The sequence below is a fragment of the Mycolicibacillus koreensis genome, assembly GCF_002104795.1.
GTDB lineage: Bacteria > Actinomycetota > Actinomycetes > Mycobacteriales > Mycobacteriaceae > Mycobacterium > Mycobacterium koreense.
Window position 1 is genome coordinate 43,402 of the sequence record NZ_NCXO01000005.1, and the last position, 13,557, is coordinate 56,958.

Consider the following 13,557-nt stretch of genomic DNA (forward strand, 5'->3'; position numbering starts at 1 on the left):
CGCTCAGGCCATGATCTGCCGGATGGCGTCGAGCAGCGGCGCGGCCACATCCGGGCGGCACATCAGCAGGTCCGGCAGGTAGGGGTCGGGCCGGTTGTAGCGCAGCGGGGACCCGTCGAGCCGGGAGGCGTGCAGCCCGGCAGCCCACACCACCCCGGCGGGCGCGGCCGAATCCCACTCCCACTGGCCGCCGGCGTGCAGGTAGGCGTCGACATCGCCGCGCACCACCGCCATCGCTTTGGCGCCGGCGGATCCGATCGGCACCAGCTCCAGCGGCACCAACCGGTGCACGTAGCGCAGGATCGCCGGGGCCCGGGTGGCGCTGACCGCGACCCGCACCGTCGCCGGGGTGCCGGTGAGCTCCCCGGCACGCACGGTGTCGCTGCGATACACCTGACCGGCGGCCGGCACGGCGACCGCGGCGTCGGTGATGGCGCCGTCACCGCCGTCGCGTTGCCACAGCGCGATGTGCACCGCCCAGTCGCTACGCCCCACCGTGGAGTATTCGCGGGTGCCGTCGAGTGGGTCGACGATCCAGACGCGGTCGGCGTGCAGACGCGCCCGGCTGTCCGGGGATTCCTCGCTGAGGATCGCGTCGCCGGGGCGGGCGGCGCGCAGCCGATTGAGGATCAGCGTGTTGGCGCGCTTGTCGCCGGCGTCGCCGAGATCCCACGGCGAGTCGAACCCGACCTCCTCGCGCACCTCCATGAGCAGCCGGCCGGCGTCCTCGGCGACGGTGGCGGCCAGCGCCGCATCGGTCTGCTCGGCGGGAGTCGTGGTCACCGTCCCAGTATCGGGGGCGTCGCGCAGCCGCGCACCGCTGGGGTGCTCGCGGTCAAAACGCCGGCCACGGAATCGGGCGGTGACGATCGGCACTGGGCATCACCGGATCGGCCAGCAACGCACGCGCCCGGTGCCGCAGCGCGCCGACCTCGGCGGCGGTGATGTTCTCGGCGAGTGCGGCGGCCAGTTCACCGGTGCCGTCATCGAGGTCGGCGGCCAACTGCGCGACCGGCGCCAAGGTGTCCTCGTCGACCGGTTTGCCGGCCCAGCCCCACAGCACCGTGCGCAGTTTGTCCTGCACATGCAGGGCGACCCCGTGATCGACGCCGTAGAGCGCCCCGTCGGCGCCGGGCAGAATGTGCCCGCCCTTGCGGTCGGCGTTGTTGATCAGCACGTCGAACACCGCCATCCGGTACAGCCGGGGGTCGTCGGCGTGGATCAAGGTGACCTCGGCTCCGGCATAGTCGTAGGCGTCGAGCACCGAAAGATAGCCCGCGGGGACCCGCCCGGCCGGCACCACGTCGACCAGATCCGCCGGCGGGGCGTCGTCGGTGCCGTCGGTGGGGTCGTCCACCCAGCGCTGCACCATGCCGGGGCCGGCTGGACCGTCGCGGATGACGGTGTAGGGCACGATGTTCCAGCCCAGGTGCTCCGAGACGAGGTAGGCGGCACGTTCCCGGCCGGCCAGCGTGCCGTCGGGGAAATCCCACAGCGGCTGCTCGCCGGCGACCGGTTTGTACACGCAGTGCACCGCGACGTCGCCGACGCTCACCTGGCATAAGAAGGTGGCGTTGCTGGCGGCGCGCAGCCGTCCCAGCACCTCGAGTTCACCGTCGTCGAGCGCAGCACGGACCTCAGCCGACGGGGTCATCACCGGCCCAGGAGCCGCGCCGGTAGCCGTTGGTGCGCGCACAGATGTGACCGTCGGCATCCAGCGGCTCGTCGCAGAGCGGGCACGGCGGGCGACCGGCAGCGATCACCCGGTTGGAGCGGCTGGCGAACTGCCGCGCCGACTCGGGGGTCAAAAACACCCGGACCGCGTCGGGGCCCTCCTCGGTGTCGTCGAGCACCACCGAGGCGTCGAATTCGGTGTCGCTGACGGCGAGCAGCTCCACCACCACCGTGTGCGCGTCGGAGTCCCAGCCCAACCCCATGGTGCCCACCCGGAACTCGGCCTCGATCGGGGTGATCAGCGGCTCGAGGTCGGCCACGGCGTCGGGCTCGGGCGGGATGGGGGTGCCGAACCTCCGGTTGACCTCGACCAGCAGCGCGTCGATGCGTTCGGCGAGAACCGCGACCTGTTGCTTCTCCAGCACCACCGAGATGACGCGGGTGTCGTGGACCGCCTGCAGATAAAAAGTGCGGTCCCCGGGCTGCCCGACGGTGCCGGCGACGAACCGATCGGGGCTGCGGAAGACGTGGATGGCACGGGGCATGGCAGTTCCAAAATACCGGCCGGGGCAACCGGCCGAGGCTCCTCTAGTCGGTGGTCCCGCCGACGACGGCGGTGTCGGCGGAGTCGGTGCCGTCGTCCGGGGCGGCCGGTGGCCGCAGCGCGGCGGTCAATCGCTCTCCGGTGTGGTTGGCGTGCAACACAAACGGCTGGCGCGCGGTGTAGCGGATCACGCTGATCGACGCCGGGTCGGCGACCAGGCGCTGAAACTGGTCCAGGTGGGTTCCGGCCGCGTCGGCGAGCACCGCCTTGATCACGTCGCCGTGGGTGCAGGCCACCCAGAGCACGTCGCCGCCGTGCTCGGCGGCCAGGTGGCGATCGATCTCGCGGACCGCGGCGACCGCGCGGGCCTGCACCGCGGCCAGCGACTCCCCGTCGGGGAAGACGGCGGCGCTGGGCTGGTCCTGCACCACCCGCCACAGCGGCTCGTCGGTCAGCTCGGCGAGGCGGCGCCCGGTCCAGGAGCCGTAGTCGACTTCGATGAGCCGCTCGTCGGCGGTCGGGGCCAGCCCCGTCGCCGCCGCCAGCGGCGCCACCGTGCGGCGACACCGCAGCAACGGCGAATGCACGATCGCGCTGATCGTCAGACCGGCCAGCCGCTGCGGCAGTGCCTCGGCCTGCGCGAGCCCGGTGTCGTCGAGGTCCACGTCCGCGGAGCGTCCGGCCAGCACCGCCGCGGTGTTCGCGGTGGAGCGGCCGTGGCGGACCAACAGCACCGTCATGTGGTGAGCACCCCCGTCGCCAACAGCACCATCACCGCGATCCCGGCGAGCACCCGGTAGCCGACGAACCAGTACATGGTGTGGCTGACCAAAAACCGCAGGAACCAGGCGACCGCGGCGTAGCCGACCACGAACGCGATCAGCGTCGCGACCAGCAGTTGTGGCCCGGTGGCGCTCATCCCCTCGCTGACCGGGTGGAACGCGTCGGGCAGCGAGTACAGCCCGGAGGCGAACACCGCCGGGATGGCCAGCAGAAACCCGAACCGGGCGGCCAGCTCCCGGTCGAGCCCGAGGAACAGTCCCGCGCTGATCGTCGCCCCCGACCGACTCACCCCGGGCACCAGCGCCAGCATTTGGGCGGCACCGACGATCAGCGCGTCGGAGAGCCGCAGCTGCTCGACGTGACGGGTCTGGCGCCCGAGGTATTCGGCAGCCGCGATCACCGCGGAGAACACCACCAGGGCGGTGGCCACCACCCACAGGTTGCGCGCCCCGGAGCGGATCAGGTCGGTGAACACCAGTCCGGCCACCCCGATCGGGATGGTGCCGACGATGACGTACCAGCCCAGCCGGTAGTCGGCGCCGCGGTGCGCCGGTGAGCGCAGCCCGGAGAACCAGGCCCGCACGATCCGGACGATGTCGCGGGCGAAGTAGATGATGACCGCCGCCTCGGTGCCCAGTTGGGTGACCGCGGTGAACGAGGCGCCGGCGTCGGCGTCGAAGAACAGCCGCGAGGTGATCGCCAGATGCCCGGACGAGGAGATCGGCAGGAATTCGGTCAGCCCCTGCACCACCGCCAACACGATGGTCTGCAGCCACGACATCTCCTCGACCACCGACACTCCGATGACCGTACCGGTGGGCCGCCGAGGTCAGGGGAACGGGTTCAGCGGGCTACCGGCTCGGCGTCGGCGACCGCGTCGCGGACCGCCGCGGCCAGGCTGCGCTCGTCGCAGACGTCGATGCCGATCAGCGGCCGGGTGGCGGTGGCCACCACGTCCTCGGCCTGCGGCACCGGCCCGGCCAGCCGGGGCCGGTAGACCTCGACGGTCAACGCCTGGTGGTCCACCCGGAAGGCGAAACTGCGTCCGTCACCCACAGCACCGAAGCCACTGCCGAAAACCCCCGTCGACATGTCCTCGATGACGAACTCCTGGCCGATCTGCGGCCGATCTGCGGCAAGGGTCATACGCTCGACCATACCTCTTAGCCTGGTGCGTGTCGGGGTTACCGGCACGCGGGGCGGCGGGCGTTTCGCGCTGGTGGCACGTACCGTTCCTTACACTCGGGACCGATCCCGGTTCCCCGAACACCGAAGGTTTCTCCGTTGCCCAACCTCGCCAGTCGCATCCGCCGCTCGTCGCTGCCGGGGCGGGCGCTGGTCGTCGCGCTGGTGGCCGCGGTGGTTTTCGCCGCGGTGGGGTGTTCACAGAACCCCATCGACACCGCCCCCCGCACGATCCCCGCGGCCACCCCCGCGGAATCCCCGCCGACCGCCCACCCACCGGCCGGGACGGTGTATCCGCTGGCCGGCCAGCCTCGGGCGGCGATCGTCGATCCCGGCGCCGGGCTGGCGGTGTTGGTCCCCGGTGCGGATCCGCAGACCCCGACCAGCCTGGCGATCCTGCACGGGGGCCAGGTGCACAGCATCGCGCTGCCGGGTCCGGCCAGTGCGCTCACCGGTGACGGGAACGGCACCGCCTATCTGGCCACCCGGGGCGGCTATTTCGTCGTCGACCTGGCGGCCGGGCACGCCAACCGGATCGATGTCGACGACGCCGGCGATGTCGAGTTCACCGCGATCGCGCGGCGCGCCGACGGCAACCTGGTGCTCGGCAGCGCCGACGGCACCGTGTACACGATGGCTTCGGAGACCGCGGTGGCCAAACGGCACCGGGACTTCGCCCGGGTCGACGCGATCGTCACCGACGGCGATGTGGCGGTGGTGCTCGACCGTGGGCAGACGTCGGTGACCGCGATCGGCCCCGACGGCGACCCACGGCAGTCGCTGCGCGCCGGATCGGGGGCTACCACGCTGGCCGCCGACCCGGCCGGACGGGTGCTGGCCGTCGACACCCGCGGCGGCCAGCTGCTGGTGTTCGGCGCCGACCCGCTGGTGATGCGGCAGGCCTACCCGGTGCCCGAGGATCCCTACGGCCTGGCCGGCTCGGCCACTCTGGCGTGGGTGGCGCAGACCGGCACCAACACCGTCGTTGGCTACGATCTGAGCACCGGGATCCCCGTGGAGAAGGTGCGCTATCCGACCGTGCGACAACCCAATGTGCTGGCCTTCGACGACGCCGCCGACACCCTGTATGTGGTCTCCGGTGTCGGCGACGGGGTGCAGGTGATCGAGCACCCGGAACGGCGGCGGTGAGCTCGACGGTGGGCCGGTGGCCGGCCGGGTGGCGCAGCGGGCTCTCCGACGACTACGAGTGGGTGCCGCTGCGCCTGCCGCCGGAGGTGTCGCGGCTGACCGCCTCGATCAGGTTGTCGATCGAAGCCGAGTACCGCGGCTGGGAGCTGACCCGCGTGCGGCTGTACACCGACGGAAGCCGACGGGTGTTGTTGCGCCGCAAGAAAACACGACATCTCCTCGACCAACCGGAGCATTAGATGGCCTATCGCCTGGTGCGGCAACTGTTGTTCACGGTGCCGCCGGAACGCATCCACACCCTGGTATTCGCCGCGCTGCGCGGGGCGACCGCGCCCGCGCCGCTGCGCCGGCGGCTGCAGCACGCCCTGGCGCCGTCGGACCCGGTGCTGGCCAGCACCGTGTTCGGTGTGCGCTTTCCCGGCCCGCTGGGGCTGGCAGCCGGGTTCGACAAGGACGGCACCGGGATCACCAGTTGGGGGGCACTCGGGTTCGGCTACGCCGAGATCGGCACCGTCACCGCCGAAGCGCAGCCCGGCAACCCGAAACCGCGACTGTTCCGGCTGCCCGCCGACCGGGCGCTGCTCAACCGGATGGGGTTCAACAACGCCGGCGCGGCCGCCCTGGCGACCCGGCTGGCCGCGGCCGGCCCCGCGCAGCGCGGCGTGCCGATCGGGGTGAACATCGGCAAGACCAAGCTGACCCCGCCGGCGCGGGCGGTCGACGACTACCGCTACAGCGCCCGGCTGCTCGGCTCCCGGGCCGCTTACCTGGTGGTCAATGTCAGCTCGCCGAACACCCCGGGGCTGCGTGACCTGCAGGCGGTGGATGCGCTGCGCCCGATCCTGGCGGCGGTGCGCGCGGAGACCACCACCCCGGTGCTGGTGAAGATCGCCCCGGATCTCTCCGACGACGACGTCGACGCCATCGCCGATTTGGCCGTCGAGCTGGGCCTGGCCGGCATCGTCGCCACCAACACCACGGTGTCGCGGGCCGGGCTGGCCACCGGTGACGTCGATGCGCTGGGCCCCGGCGGGATCTCCGGGCCTCCGGTGGCCGACCGGTCGCTGGCGGTGCTGCGCCGGCTGCGCGCCCGCGTGGGCGACCAGCTGGTGTTGATCAGCGTCGGTGGCATCGAGACCGCCGACGACGCCTGGGAGCGGATCACTGCCGGGGCGTCGCTGCTGCAGGGCTACACCGGCTTCGTCTACGGCGGCGGGCTGTGGGTCAAGCGCATTCACGATGCGCTGGCCGCGCGCCTGCGCGCCGGCGGGTTCACCTCACTGACCGAGGCGGTCGGCTCGGCGGTGCGCTGAGCGGCAGCATCGAGCCAGCCCCGCGGGTCTTACGCAGTGCCGTTCAGCGCTGCTCGTAGGTGCCGACGATGACGGCGCGCGCGATGGCGTTCATGAACAGGTTGAATCCCAGAAACGCCGGGCTGGCGTCCTCGGACAGTTCCAGCTTCTCCACCTTCACCGCGTGCACCGCGACGTAGTAGCGGTGCGCACCGTGTCCGGCGGGCGGGGCGGCACCGACGTAGCGGCGCATCCCCGCGTCGTTGACCAGGGTCAGCGCTTCACCGGGCAGCAGGCTGCCGTCCCCGACGCCAGCGGGCAACTCGGTGCAGGTGGCCGGCAGGTTGGCCACCGCCCAGTGCCAGAACCCCGACGCGGTGGGGGCATCGGGGTCATAGACGGTGACCGCGAAACTGCGGGTCTCCTCCGGGAATCCCGACCAGCTCAGCTGCGGACTCTCGTCTTCGCCACCGGCGCCCATGATGCCCGAGACCTGGGCGTTGCCCAGCGGCTGACCGTCGGTGATCGAGGTGGAGGTCAAGGTGAAGCTCGGCAGCTGCGGCAGCGCGGCGTAGGGGTCCGGCGATGCATTCGTGCTCATCGATGTTCCTTTCGTGTGTGCTAACAGTGGGTCAGAAAATGTTCGAGCACCTCGGTGCCGAACCGCAGGGCGTCGACGGGCACACGCTCGTCGACACCGTGGAACAGCGCCGTGAAATCCAGCTCCGGGGGCAGGCGCAGCGGGATGAACCCGAAACACCGGATTCCCAAGCGGTCGAACGCCTTTGCGTCGGTGCCACCCGACAGCATGTAGGGCACCGTGCGGGCCTCGGGGTCGACGGCCAGCAGCGCGGCGTTCATCGCGTCGACCAGGTCGCCGTCGAATCCGGTCTCGTAGGCGTCCAGCGCGGTGATCCATTCGCGGCTGACGTCCGGGCCGATCAGCTCGTCGACCTCGGCCTCGAAGGCGGCCTGCCGGCCGGGCAGCACCCGGCAGTCCACCACCGCCTCCGCGACCGCGGGGATGACGTTGGCCTTGTATCCGGCGGCCAGCATGGTGGGGTTGACGGTGTCGCGCAGTGTGGCCCCGATCAGTCGCGCGATCGGGCCGAGTTTGGCGATCGTGCCCTCCAAGTCCGGTGACGCCGGGTCGAAGTCGTGGCCGGTCTCCTCGGCCACCGCGGCGAGGAACTCCCCCACCGCCTCGGTGAGCACCAGCGGGAACCGGTGGCGGCCCAGCGCCGCGACCGCCTCGGCGACGGCGGTGACCGCGTTGTCGTCGTGGATCATCGAGCCGTGCCCGGCGCGCCCGCGGGCGGTCAACCGCATCCAGCGCATGCCCTTCTCGGCGGTCTCGATCAGATACAGTCGGCGCTCGCCGCCGTCGCGGCGCGGCACGGTCAACGAGAAGCCGCCGACTTCCCCGATCGCCTCGGTGACCCCGGCGAACAGGTCCGGGCGGTGCTCGACGAGCCACTGCGCCCCGAAGCGCCCACCGGCCTCCTCGTCGGCGACGAACGCGAACACGAGATCACGCGGCGGCACCACCCCGGCACGTTTGAACCGGCGGGCCACCGCGATCATCATCCCGATCATGTTCTTCATGTCGACGGCGCCGCGGCCCCACACATAGCCGTCCTCCACCGCCCCGGAGAACGGGTGCACACTCCAGTCGGCGGGCTCGGCGGGCACCACATCGAGGTGGCCGTGGATCAGCAGCGCTCCGCGGCTCGGGTCGGCGCCGGCCAGTCGGGTGATCACGTTGCCGCGCCCGGGTGCCCCGGATTCGACGTATTCGGTCTCATAGCCGACCGCCTCGAGTTGCGCGGCTACCCAGCGGGCGCAGTCGGCCTCCCCGACGGTGGTTTCGGGCTCCCCGGTGTTGGTGGTGTCGAACCGGATCAGCCGACTGACGAACTCGACCACCTCATCGCGGGCGGCCGGGACGCTCGGGGCAGGGTTCACACTCACCGTTCCTACCATTGCACCCGCCGTCGGGCCCGCCGGGTTTGGGTCCACCGACGGTGATCCGATAGCCTTAGCTGCCCCGGCGTTGTCGGGGCATCGGTCCGAGTGGCGGAATGGCAGACGCGCTAGCTTGAGGTGCTAGTGCCCTATTAACGGGCGTGGGGGTTCAAGTCCCCCCTCGGACACATCCGGCGACACGACTCAGGTCGGCAGTCGCCGTGACTCGCCGAAGATGCGGGTCGTAGTCGAGACGCAGGCCCAAGCTTGCGTACACCTCGGCGCGCTCAGCTCCGGTTGCCGCGCCGAGGATGACCGACAGTCCGCCTAACTCCTTAACTAACTCACTGATCTCGGCGGCACACATGGCGCGGGGCCGCGCCACTCGCTCAACGCGTGCCCTCAGCTCGTCGCGCTCGGCGGTACGTTGACGCAACGCAGCAGTTAGATCCTCAACGGCCACGCCAGACTCCACGGCGGTGATCAAGGCAGCCACTTTGGCATTCGCCTCGCTCAGCTGGCGCTGCAAGGCGGCGTAGCCAGGTCCGGCCGCCGGGTCCACGTCTTGCCCGCGTGCGAGGTCTTCTGGATCGGCCAGAGTGGCGATCCATTCGTCGAGTCGCGCTGTCACTGCGTCTTCGCGGAGATAGACGGTGCGCGGATGATCACTCAGGTCCACAGGTACAGAACGTGACTTGCCGAACTCACAACGGTAGAGGATCCGCGTTGTTTGCTTCCCCGGCCGGGCGGCGCCCTGCATGCGGCGTCCACATGCGGCACAGAACAGCAGCCCGCGCAGCGCATATGGCACCGTCGATTCTCTGCTACACACAAGACCCGGACCCCGCCGCGCCTGCATCCGAAGTCGGACAGCCCGCGCCAGCTCGTCAGTGATCAGCGCTTCGTGCGTTCGCCGGTCAGGTGCGATCCAGTCGACCTCGTCACGCCACCGCATGCGAGTCTCGTACCCGGCAGCGACATCGTCGGGGTTGACCAAGACCTCGTATTTCTCCTGCTTGCCCCACACACGAATACCGCGGTACGCCGGGTTGTCGAGGATTGCGCGGATCGCCGAATGGGACCATCCGCGCGGATCACGGTGCCGGTTCCGCTCCGGGTCATATTGGCTTGGTGATGGCACTCCATCGTCGGTGAGCTGCTGTGCGATGAAGCGCAAGCCAGCACCATCGGCGTACATGCGGTAGATCCGCTCGACGACCGAACATGTCGCGGGGTCGGGTTCGAGACGATGGAGCCGCTGCCCAAGACTTGCCTTGGCAGGGTTGGGATGCGGGCCGGCATCGACGAGTCGATACCCGTACGGTGGGCGACCGCCGAGGTATCTGGTTGTGTCCTGCGCGAGTGCCGACATCGCGGTACGGACGCGCATCTGGATTCGTGCGCGTTCTCCCTTGCTCATACCGCCGAAGAGCGTCATCACGAGGTCGTGTGCCTCGGATCCGGGATCAACCGCTCCGCCGACTTCAGGCACCCATAGGCCAACCCCGTAGTGCGTGAGCACCGGGAAAGTGAGCGCAAATTGCGGTCCGTAGAACGCGCGAGCAGGTTCCCCGATCACCACGGCATCGAAGCCACGGTCACGAGAAGTGACATCTGCAAGCAGACGTGAAGCCTCCGGTCTGCGTTTCCAGGGAAGCGAACGGCTTTGACCTATATCGAAGTAGTCGACAGCGAGGACTCCGCCATGCGGAGTGATCAGATCGATGGCACGACGTTTCTGCCAGCTGCGGCTCGCCTCGGGATCTTGAGCGTCCTCGGTACTCACTCGGCCATAGAAAGCGAACCTGAGGCTCATGCCACTTCCCTTCGTGATCCGCGGGTCCGGTCCCGCACAGCCAGTATGACGTTTACCAGCGCGCGGTTGGCCTCGCGCGGAAGCCGATTCCGGTTCGGCAGGTCAATTTGAACACCTCCCTCTGACATGCTCGGTGCATTAATTCGAGCGTCACATTCGGAGCGAGCATGTGGGGTTGGGCATCGTTCAGCCATCGCTTGCCCCTGGTGGATCCCAATGCTGGCTGCGTGTGTGGCGACGGGCTTCCACTAGTCCGATGCGGCGGATGTGAATACGTTGGAGGGCCGCGGAATAGACGAGACTGCGATCGCCGAGGCTGCCGGGGCCGGCACGGTCAAACTCCCACGCCACCAGATCATCGCCACCGGCGAAGTCACAGTCGGGATCGTATTGGTATGCAGTGCTTTTCGAGCTTTCCTGACGCGTCCAAATGGCGCGCTGTTCGCGCAGCACGGTCATGGTAGTCGAATAACGGCGGGATTTGCTGGTGATGTGGCCGCGGAATCCGAGGGTGTGCAACCACCGCCCGATGCCGGACAGTCCTTTGTCCGCGAGATCGCTGATGGTGGTCAGGATGGTCCGCACATGCTCGGACACGTCCAGGTCGGGTATGGCTTCCGTAGATAGGCGGCGTGCGCTGATTCCGAGGGCTGCCAAGGATTTGGTGACATACTTGGCGAGATAGCGCGCCACCAGCCGGCTAGACATGGACCGGCTTGAGCCTGAATTGTGCTCATTTGGCGGCGGATCCACCGATGCGGTTAGCGGTTGGGTGTCGATCTGTGTGCCGAACCGTATCGTCTGCCCACCGCCATCGGCTGTCGGGTCGTTGACGGTGAGTGTGACGGTGCGGATGGCGTACTGGATGACCTTAGCGAGTTCGACTGCACCGATAGGTGATTCCCACCCGGGGCGGTCAAGGTCGTCGTGGGGATCCAGGCGGATCAGTGCGTGGATGTGTGGGATAGCGCGGGCTTGCAGTTCGACGATCTTGATGAAGCTCACTCGCACCGTATCCGGGTCAACTCCGGCGGCTTTCAGGCTTTTGCGTAGGGCGCGCCGCAGGGTGATGGTGAAGCGTCGCCACAGTTCGGGCAGGTGCCACGTGAACAGCACATGCCCGGCATAGTCGTAGCACTCCGGACACAGCGGCTGGCCGACCCGCTCGTCGCCATGATCATGGGACATGCTGCACCACAATTGTTTTCCATGCGGGCAGCGTCGGTAGCCGCCGACCCGGTGCTGGTCGCGGCACACCTGCGCTGCCTTCTCCCGTGACTTCGTGGCGGTGTGGACGGCCCCGAAGCTCGGTGCGGTGAGAGTGACAAACACTTGCGGATGATCGGCCACCGTGGTGGGCATGCCGTGGTGACCGCCAGCGGCACCGGCGTGCACGAGTTGCCAGGTGTCGCGGGCGTAGAGATCCGAGCAGGAGGGGCAGATGTGGGCGCGACGGTTGTTGCAGCGCGTCCATACCACCCGCTGACGCCCGTACTCATCGGCACCGATCAGCTGGATGGGGTGGGCGCAGAATCCGACGGATTCTGCTCGTCGCCACCAGGATTCGTATCCCATCGAGGCGGCGCGCCGCACCATCTGCTCGACCACCCGGGCGGTGTCAGCTGTATCCGGAACACCCGGTAGGACAAGCTGCGCCGATGTCGTGGAGCTATTCACCGCTGCCCTCACTCGCGGTGTGGCCGGTATCGGTGTTGTGTGGCTGGTGGGGCTTGTTCGGTCGCCTCGCGGTTCGGCGGAACCGGCTGGCCAGGGCGGTAATGTCGTGGTCGGTGACGTGAAAGGCCCGCACCCGCTGGGCGTGGGCGGTGCCGTCAACCATCATGTAGCCCACCCCGGGGGTGGTGTCGGGGATGCGGTCGCATTCTGCCCCGGCATCGCGCGCCCCTTGGCCGAGGACCATGGTGGTTTGGGTGGCTTCGGTCAGCCGCAACCCGATCCGCACCGTGAACAGCTGCCGTACCGGCAGGGTGTCTTTGGCCGGGTCTTGGACCGCGGCGACCACGCTGATGCCGACTGCGCGGCCTTGGGAGAGCAGCAGGCCCAGGAGTTGTTCGACTTCGGTGCGGACCTTGCGGTCGGTCACGTATGCGGTCAGTGCGGCGATCTCATCGATCACCGCAACGAACAACGGCTCCGACGTCGTGGGGGTGTGTAGGCGGGTGTGGCCGCGCAGACGATTCGCCCGGGCGTGCATCACCGTGACGAGCTGGCGTAGCAACTCCAGGGTGGTGTCGGTGGCGTCGTGGGTGAACACGGTGAACAGGGGTGCTCCGGCACCGAGTTCCATGCCGCCTTTGGGGTCGATGACACACAACCGGACCAGCCCGGTCTTCACCGCGGGGGCAATGCCGGCGATCAACGACCACAGCACTGAGCCTTTGCCTGCGCCGGTTGCCCCGGCGATCAGCACGTGGTGACCGAGCAGCGGCACCTGCCACCAATGTCGCGTTTCGGTGATCCCGACCCGCACCGACACCAGATCGACCGGGGTGGCCGGGGTTGGCATGGGCAGGGCGATCGGTTCAGCCAGCACGTCTGCGCGCATTAACGTGATGCGCAGTTCGCCGGGCGAGATGGCGGTGATGCTGATGCGGCCGGCGCGCCACGCGGCGGCCAGCGCGTCGGACTGTTTATGCCAATCTGCCACGGACTGGCCGGTGACGATCCGCACCACGAGCACATCGGTGGTTTTACCGATCGTCACCGTGCGCAGGGTGGGAGTGAGAGTGCGTCCGCCGAGGGTGGCGGTCAGGCCGTGCAAGGTGCAGGTCGATTCCCAGGTGCGGGTGTAGCGCGACCACGTGAGCCAGCGCCGCCGTACCGGTTCGGTCACCCAGGCGCGAAATGACCCCGGTTGGAGCCAGGCCCAGCCCGCATACCCGGCACTGCACACGATCGCGCAGATCAGGCCCACGCGTGGGCCGTGGCTGATAGCAAGGACGAGGCTGGCGATGATGGGCACGCTGATCGCCGGGAACAGCACCGCCCACCACAGCACATACCCGGATGCGGTGAACAGCGACATGACCAGTTCTCCGAACCAGTCGTCATCGCCTGATCCACTGTTGGTGGTGTTCTTCTTGTTCGATGTCATGAGAGATGCCCTCCGTGAGCGTGTGGTCAACAGC

General features: G+C 69.0%; 14 protein-coding genes and 1 tRNA gene. 4 read left to right on the forward strand and 11 right to left on the reverse strand.

Annotated elements, in window-relative coordinates:
* Positions 1–3: 3 nt before the first annotated feature.
* From B8W67_RS03560 to B8W67_RS03585, 6 genes are all read right to left on the reverse strand, one after another.
* Complete coding sequence (locus B8W67_RS03560; RefSeq protein ID WP_234806652.1) at positions 4–708, reverse strand: 3'(2'),5'-bisphosphate nucleotidase CysQ; 705 nt, start codon at positions 706–708, stop codon at positions 4–6.
* Positions 709–835: 127 nt separating this feature from the next.
* The gene (locus B8W67_RS03565) at positions 836–1,654 is read right to left on the reverse strand and encodes an Rv2133c family protein (protein WP_085302296.1); all 819 of its coding nucleotides are present in this window, start codon (positions 1,652–1,654) and stop codon (positions 836–838) included.
* Complete coding sequence (locus B8W67_RS03570) at positions 1,638–2,219, reverse strand: Rv2134c family protein (protein WP_069390835.1); 582 nt, start codon at positions 2,217–2,219, stop codon at positions 1,638–1,640. Before B8W67_RS03570 ends, B8W67_RS03565 begins: the two co-directional genes overlap by 17 nt.
* Positions 2,220–2,262: 43 nt before the next feature.
* Positions 2,263–2,958 (reverse strand): Rv2135c family putative phosphatase, encoded by a 696-nt coding sequence (locus tag B8W67_RS03575; RefSeq protein WP_069390834.1) that lies wholly within the window; start codon positions 2,956–2,958, stop codon positions 2,263–2,265.
* Complete coding sequence (locus B8W67_RS03580) at positions 2,955–3,782, reverse strand: undecaprenyl-diphosphate phosphatase (RefSeq protein WP_085302348.1); 828 nt, start codon at positions 3,780–3,782, stop codon at positions 2,955–2,957. The genes B8W67_RS03575 and B8W67_RS03580 overlap by 4 nt, the downstream gene beginning before the upstream one ends.
* Before the next feature lie 62 nt (positions 3,783–3,844).
* Entirely contained in the window at positions 3,845–4,147 is a 303-nt protein-coding gene (locus B8W67_RS03585) for a hypothetical protein (protein WP_069391000.1), read from the reverse strand.
* 174 nt (positions 4,148–4,321) lie between these two features.
* On the opposite strand from B8W67_RS03585, the gene B8W67_RS03595 reads away from it, so the two are divergent.
* From B8W67_RS03595 to B8W67_RS03605, 3 genes are read left to right on the forward strand one after another with little or no spacing between them, the layout of a single operon-like run.
* Positions 4,322–5,335 (forward strand): YncE family protein, encoded by a 1,014-nt coding sequence (locus tag B8W67_RS03595; protein ID WP_275329553.1) that lies wholly within the window; start codon positions 4,322–4,324, stop codon positions 5,333–5,335.
* Positions 5,332–5,574, forward strand: a complete 243-nt coding sequence (locus B8W67_RS03600) for a DUF5703 family protein (protein ID WP_069390833.1) — start codon at positions 5,332–5,334, stop codon at positions 5,572–5,574. Before B8W67_RS03595 ends, B8W67_RS03600 begins: the two co-directional genes overlap by 4 nt.
* Complete coding sequence (locus B8W67_RS03605; RefSeq protein ID WP_174254725.1) at positions 5,575–6,648, forward strand: quinone-dependent dihydroorotate dehydrogenase; 1,074 nt, start codon at positions 5,575–5,577, stop codon at positions 6,646–6,648.
* Positions 6,649–6,691: 43 nt separating this feature from the next.
* Here the strand turns inward: B8W67_RS03605 and B8W67_RS03610 are convergent, their stop codons facing one another.
* On the reverse strand, positions 6,692–7,228 hold the full coding sequence (locus tag B8W67_RS03610) for a YbhB/YbcL family Raf kinase inhibitor-like protein (RefSeq protein WP_085302302.1): 537 nt from the start codon (positions 7,226–7,228) through the stop codon (positions 6,692–6,694).
* Positions 7,229–7,248: 20 nt separating this feature from the next.
* Positions 7,249–8,610, reverse strand: coding sequence for a M20/M25/M40 family metallo-hydrolase (locus B8W67_RS03615; RefSeq protein ID WP_085302304.1), 1,362 nt, complete (start codon positions 8,608–8,610; stop codon positions 7,249–7,251).
* 84 nt (positions 8,611–8,694) lie between these two features.
* On the opposite strand from B8W67_RS03615, the gene B8W67_RS03620 reads away from it, so the two are divergent.
* Positions 8,695–8,780, forward strand: a tRNA-Leu gene (locus B8W67_RS03620).
* Here B8W67_RS03620 and B8W67_RS03625 read toward each other — a convergent pair.
* From B8W67_RS03625 to B8W67_RS03635, 3 genes are all read right to left on the reverse strand, one after another.
* Positions 8,762–10,408 carry a recombinase family protein gene (locus B8W67_RS03625; RefSeq protein WP_005086570.1) on the reverse strand — a complete coding sequence of 549 codons (1,647 nt, stop codon included), beginning with the start codon at positions 10,406–10,408 and terminating at the stop codon, positions 8,762–8,764. The two genes, B8W67_RS03620 and B8W67_RS03625, sit on opposite strands and share 19 nt — an antisense overlap.
* Positions 10,409–10,594: 186 nt before the next feature.
* Positions 10,595–12,085, reverse strand: a complete 1,491-nt coding sequence (locus B8W67_RS03630; protein WP_005086571.1) for a replication initiator — start codon at positions 12,083–12,085, stop codon at positions 10,595–10,597.
* Positions 12,078–13,523 carry an FtsK/SpoIIIE domain-containing protein gene (locus B8W67_RS03635; RefSeq protein WP_005086572.1) on the reverse strand — a complete coding sequence of 482 codons (1,446 nt, stop codon included), beginning with the start codon at positions 13,521–13,523 and terminating at the stop codon, positions 12,078–12,080. The genes B8W67_RS03630 and B8W67_RS03635 overlap by 8 nt, the downstream gene beginning before the upstream one ends.
* Positions 13,524–13,557 lie beyond the last annotated feature (34 nt).

Excerpts from the sequence above, each read along its gene's own strand:
- B8W67_RS03610 (WP_085302302.1), bottom strand. The coding sequence starts at position 7,228 with ATGAGCACGAATGCATCGCCGGACCCCTACGCCGCGCTGCCGCAGCTG.
- B8W67_RS03575 (WP_069390834.1), bottom strand. The coding sequence starts at position 2,958 with ATGACGGTGCTGTTGGTCCGCCACGGCCGCTCCACCGCGAACACCGCG.
- B8W67_RS03580 (WP_085302348.1), bottom strand. The coding sequence starts at position 3,782 with ATGTCGTGGCTGCAGACCATCGTGTTGGCGGTGGTGCAGGGGCTGACC.
- B8W67_RS03585 (WP_069391000.1), bottom strand. The coding sequence starts at position 4,147 with ATGACCCTTGCCGCAGATCGGCCGCAGATCGGCCAGGAGTTCGTCATC.
- B8W67_RS03635 (WP_005086572.1), bottom strand. The coding sequence starts at position 13,523 with ATGACATCGAACAAGAAGAACACCACCAACAGTGGATCAGGCGATGAC.
- B8W67_RS03570 (WP_069390835.1), bottom strand. The coding sequence starts at position 2,219 with ATGCCCCGTGCCATCCACGTCTTCCGCAGCCCCGATCGGTTCGTCGCC.
- B8W67_RS03625 (WP_005086570.1), bottom strand. The coding sequence starts at position 10,408 with ATGAGCCTCAGGTTCGCTTTCTATGGCCGAGTGAGTACCGAGGACGCT.
- B8W67_RS03605 (WP_174254725.1), top strand. The coding sequence starts at position 5,575 with ATGGCCTATCGCCTGGTGCGGCAACTGTTGTTCACGGTGCCGCCGGAA.
- B8W67_RS03615 (WP_085302304.1), bottom strand. The coding sequence starts at position 8,610 with ATGGTAGGAACGGTGAGTGTGAACCCTGCCCCGAGCGTCCCGGCCGCC.
- B8W67_RS03560 (WP_234806652.1), bottom strand. The coding sequence starts at position 708 with ATGGAGGTGCGCGAGGAGGTCGGGTTCGACTCGCCGTGGGATCTCGGC.
- B8W67_RS03565 (WP_085302296.1), bottom strand. The coding sequence starts at position 1,654 with ATGACCCCGTCGGCTGAGGTCCGTGCTGCGCTCGACGACGGTGAACTC.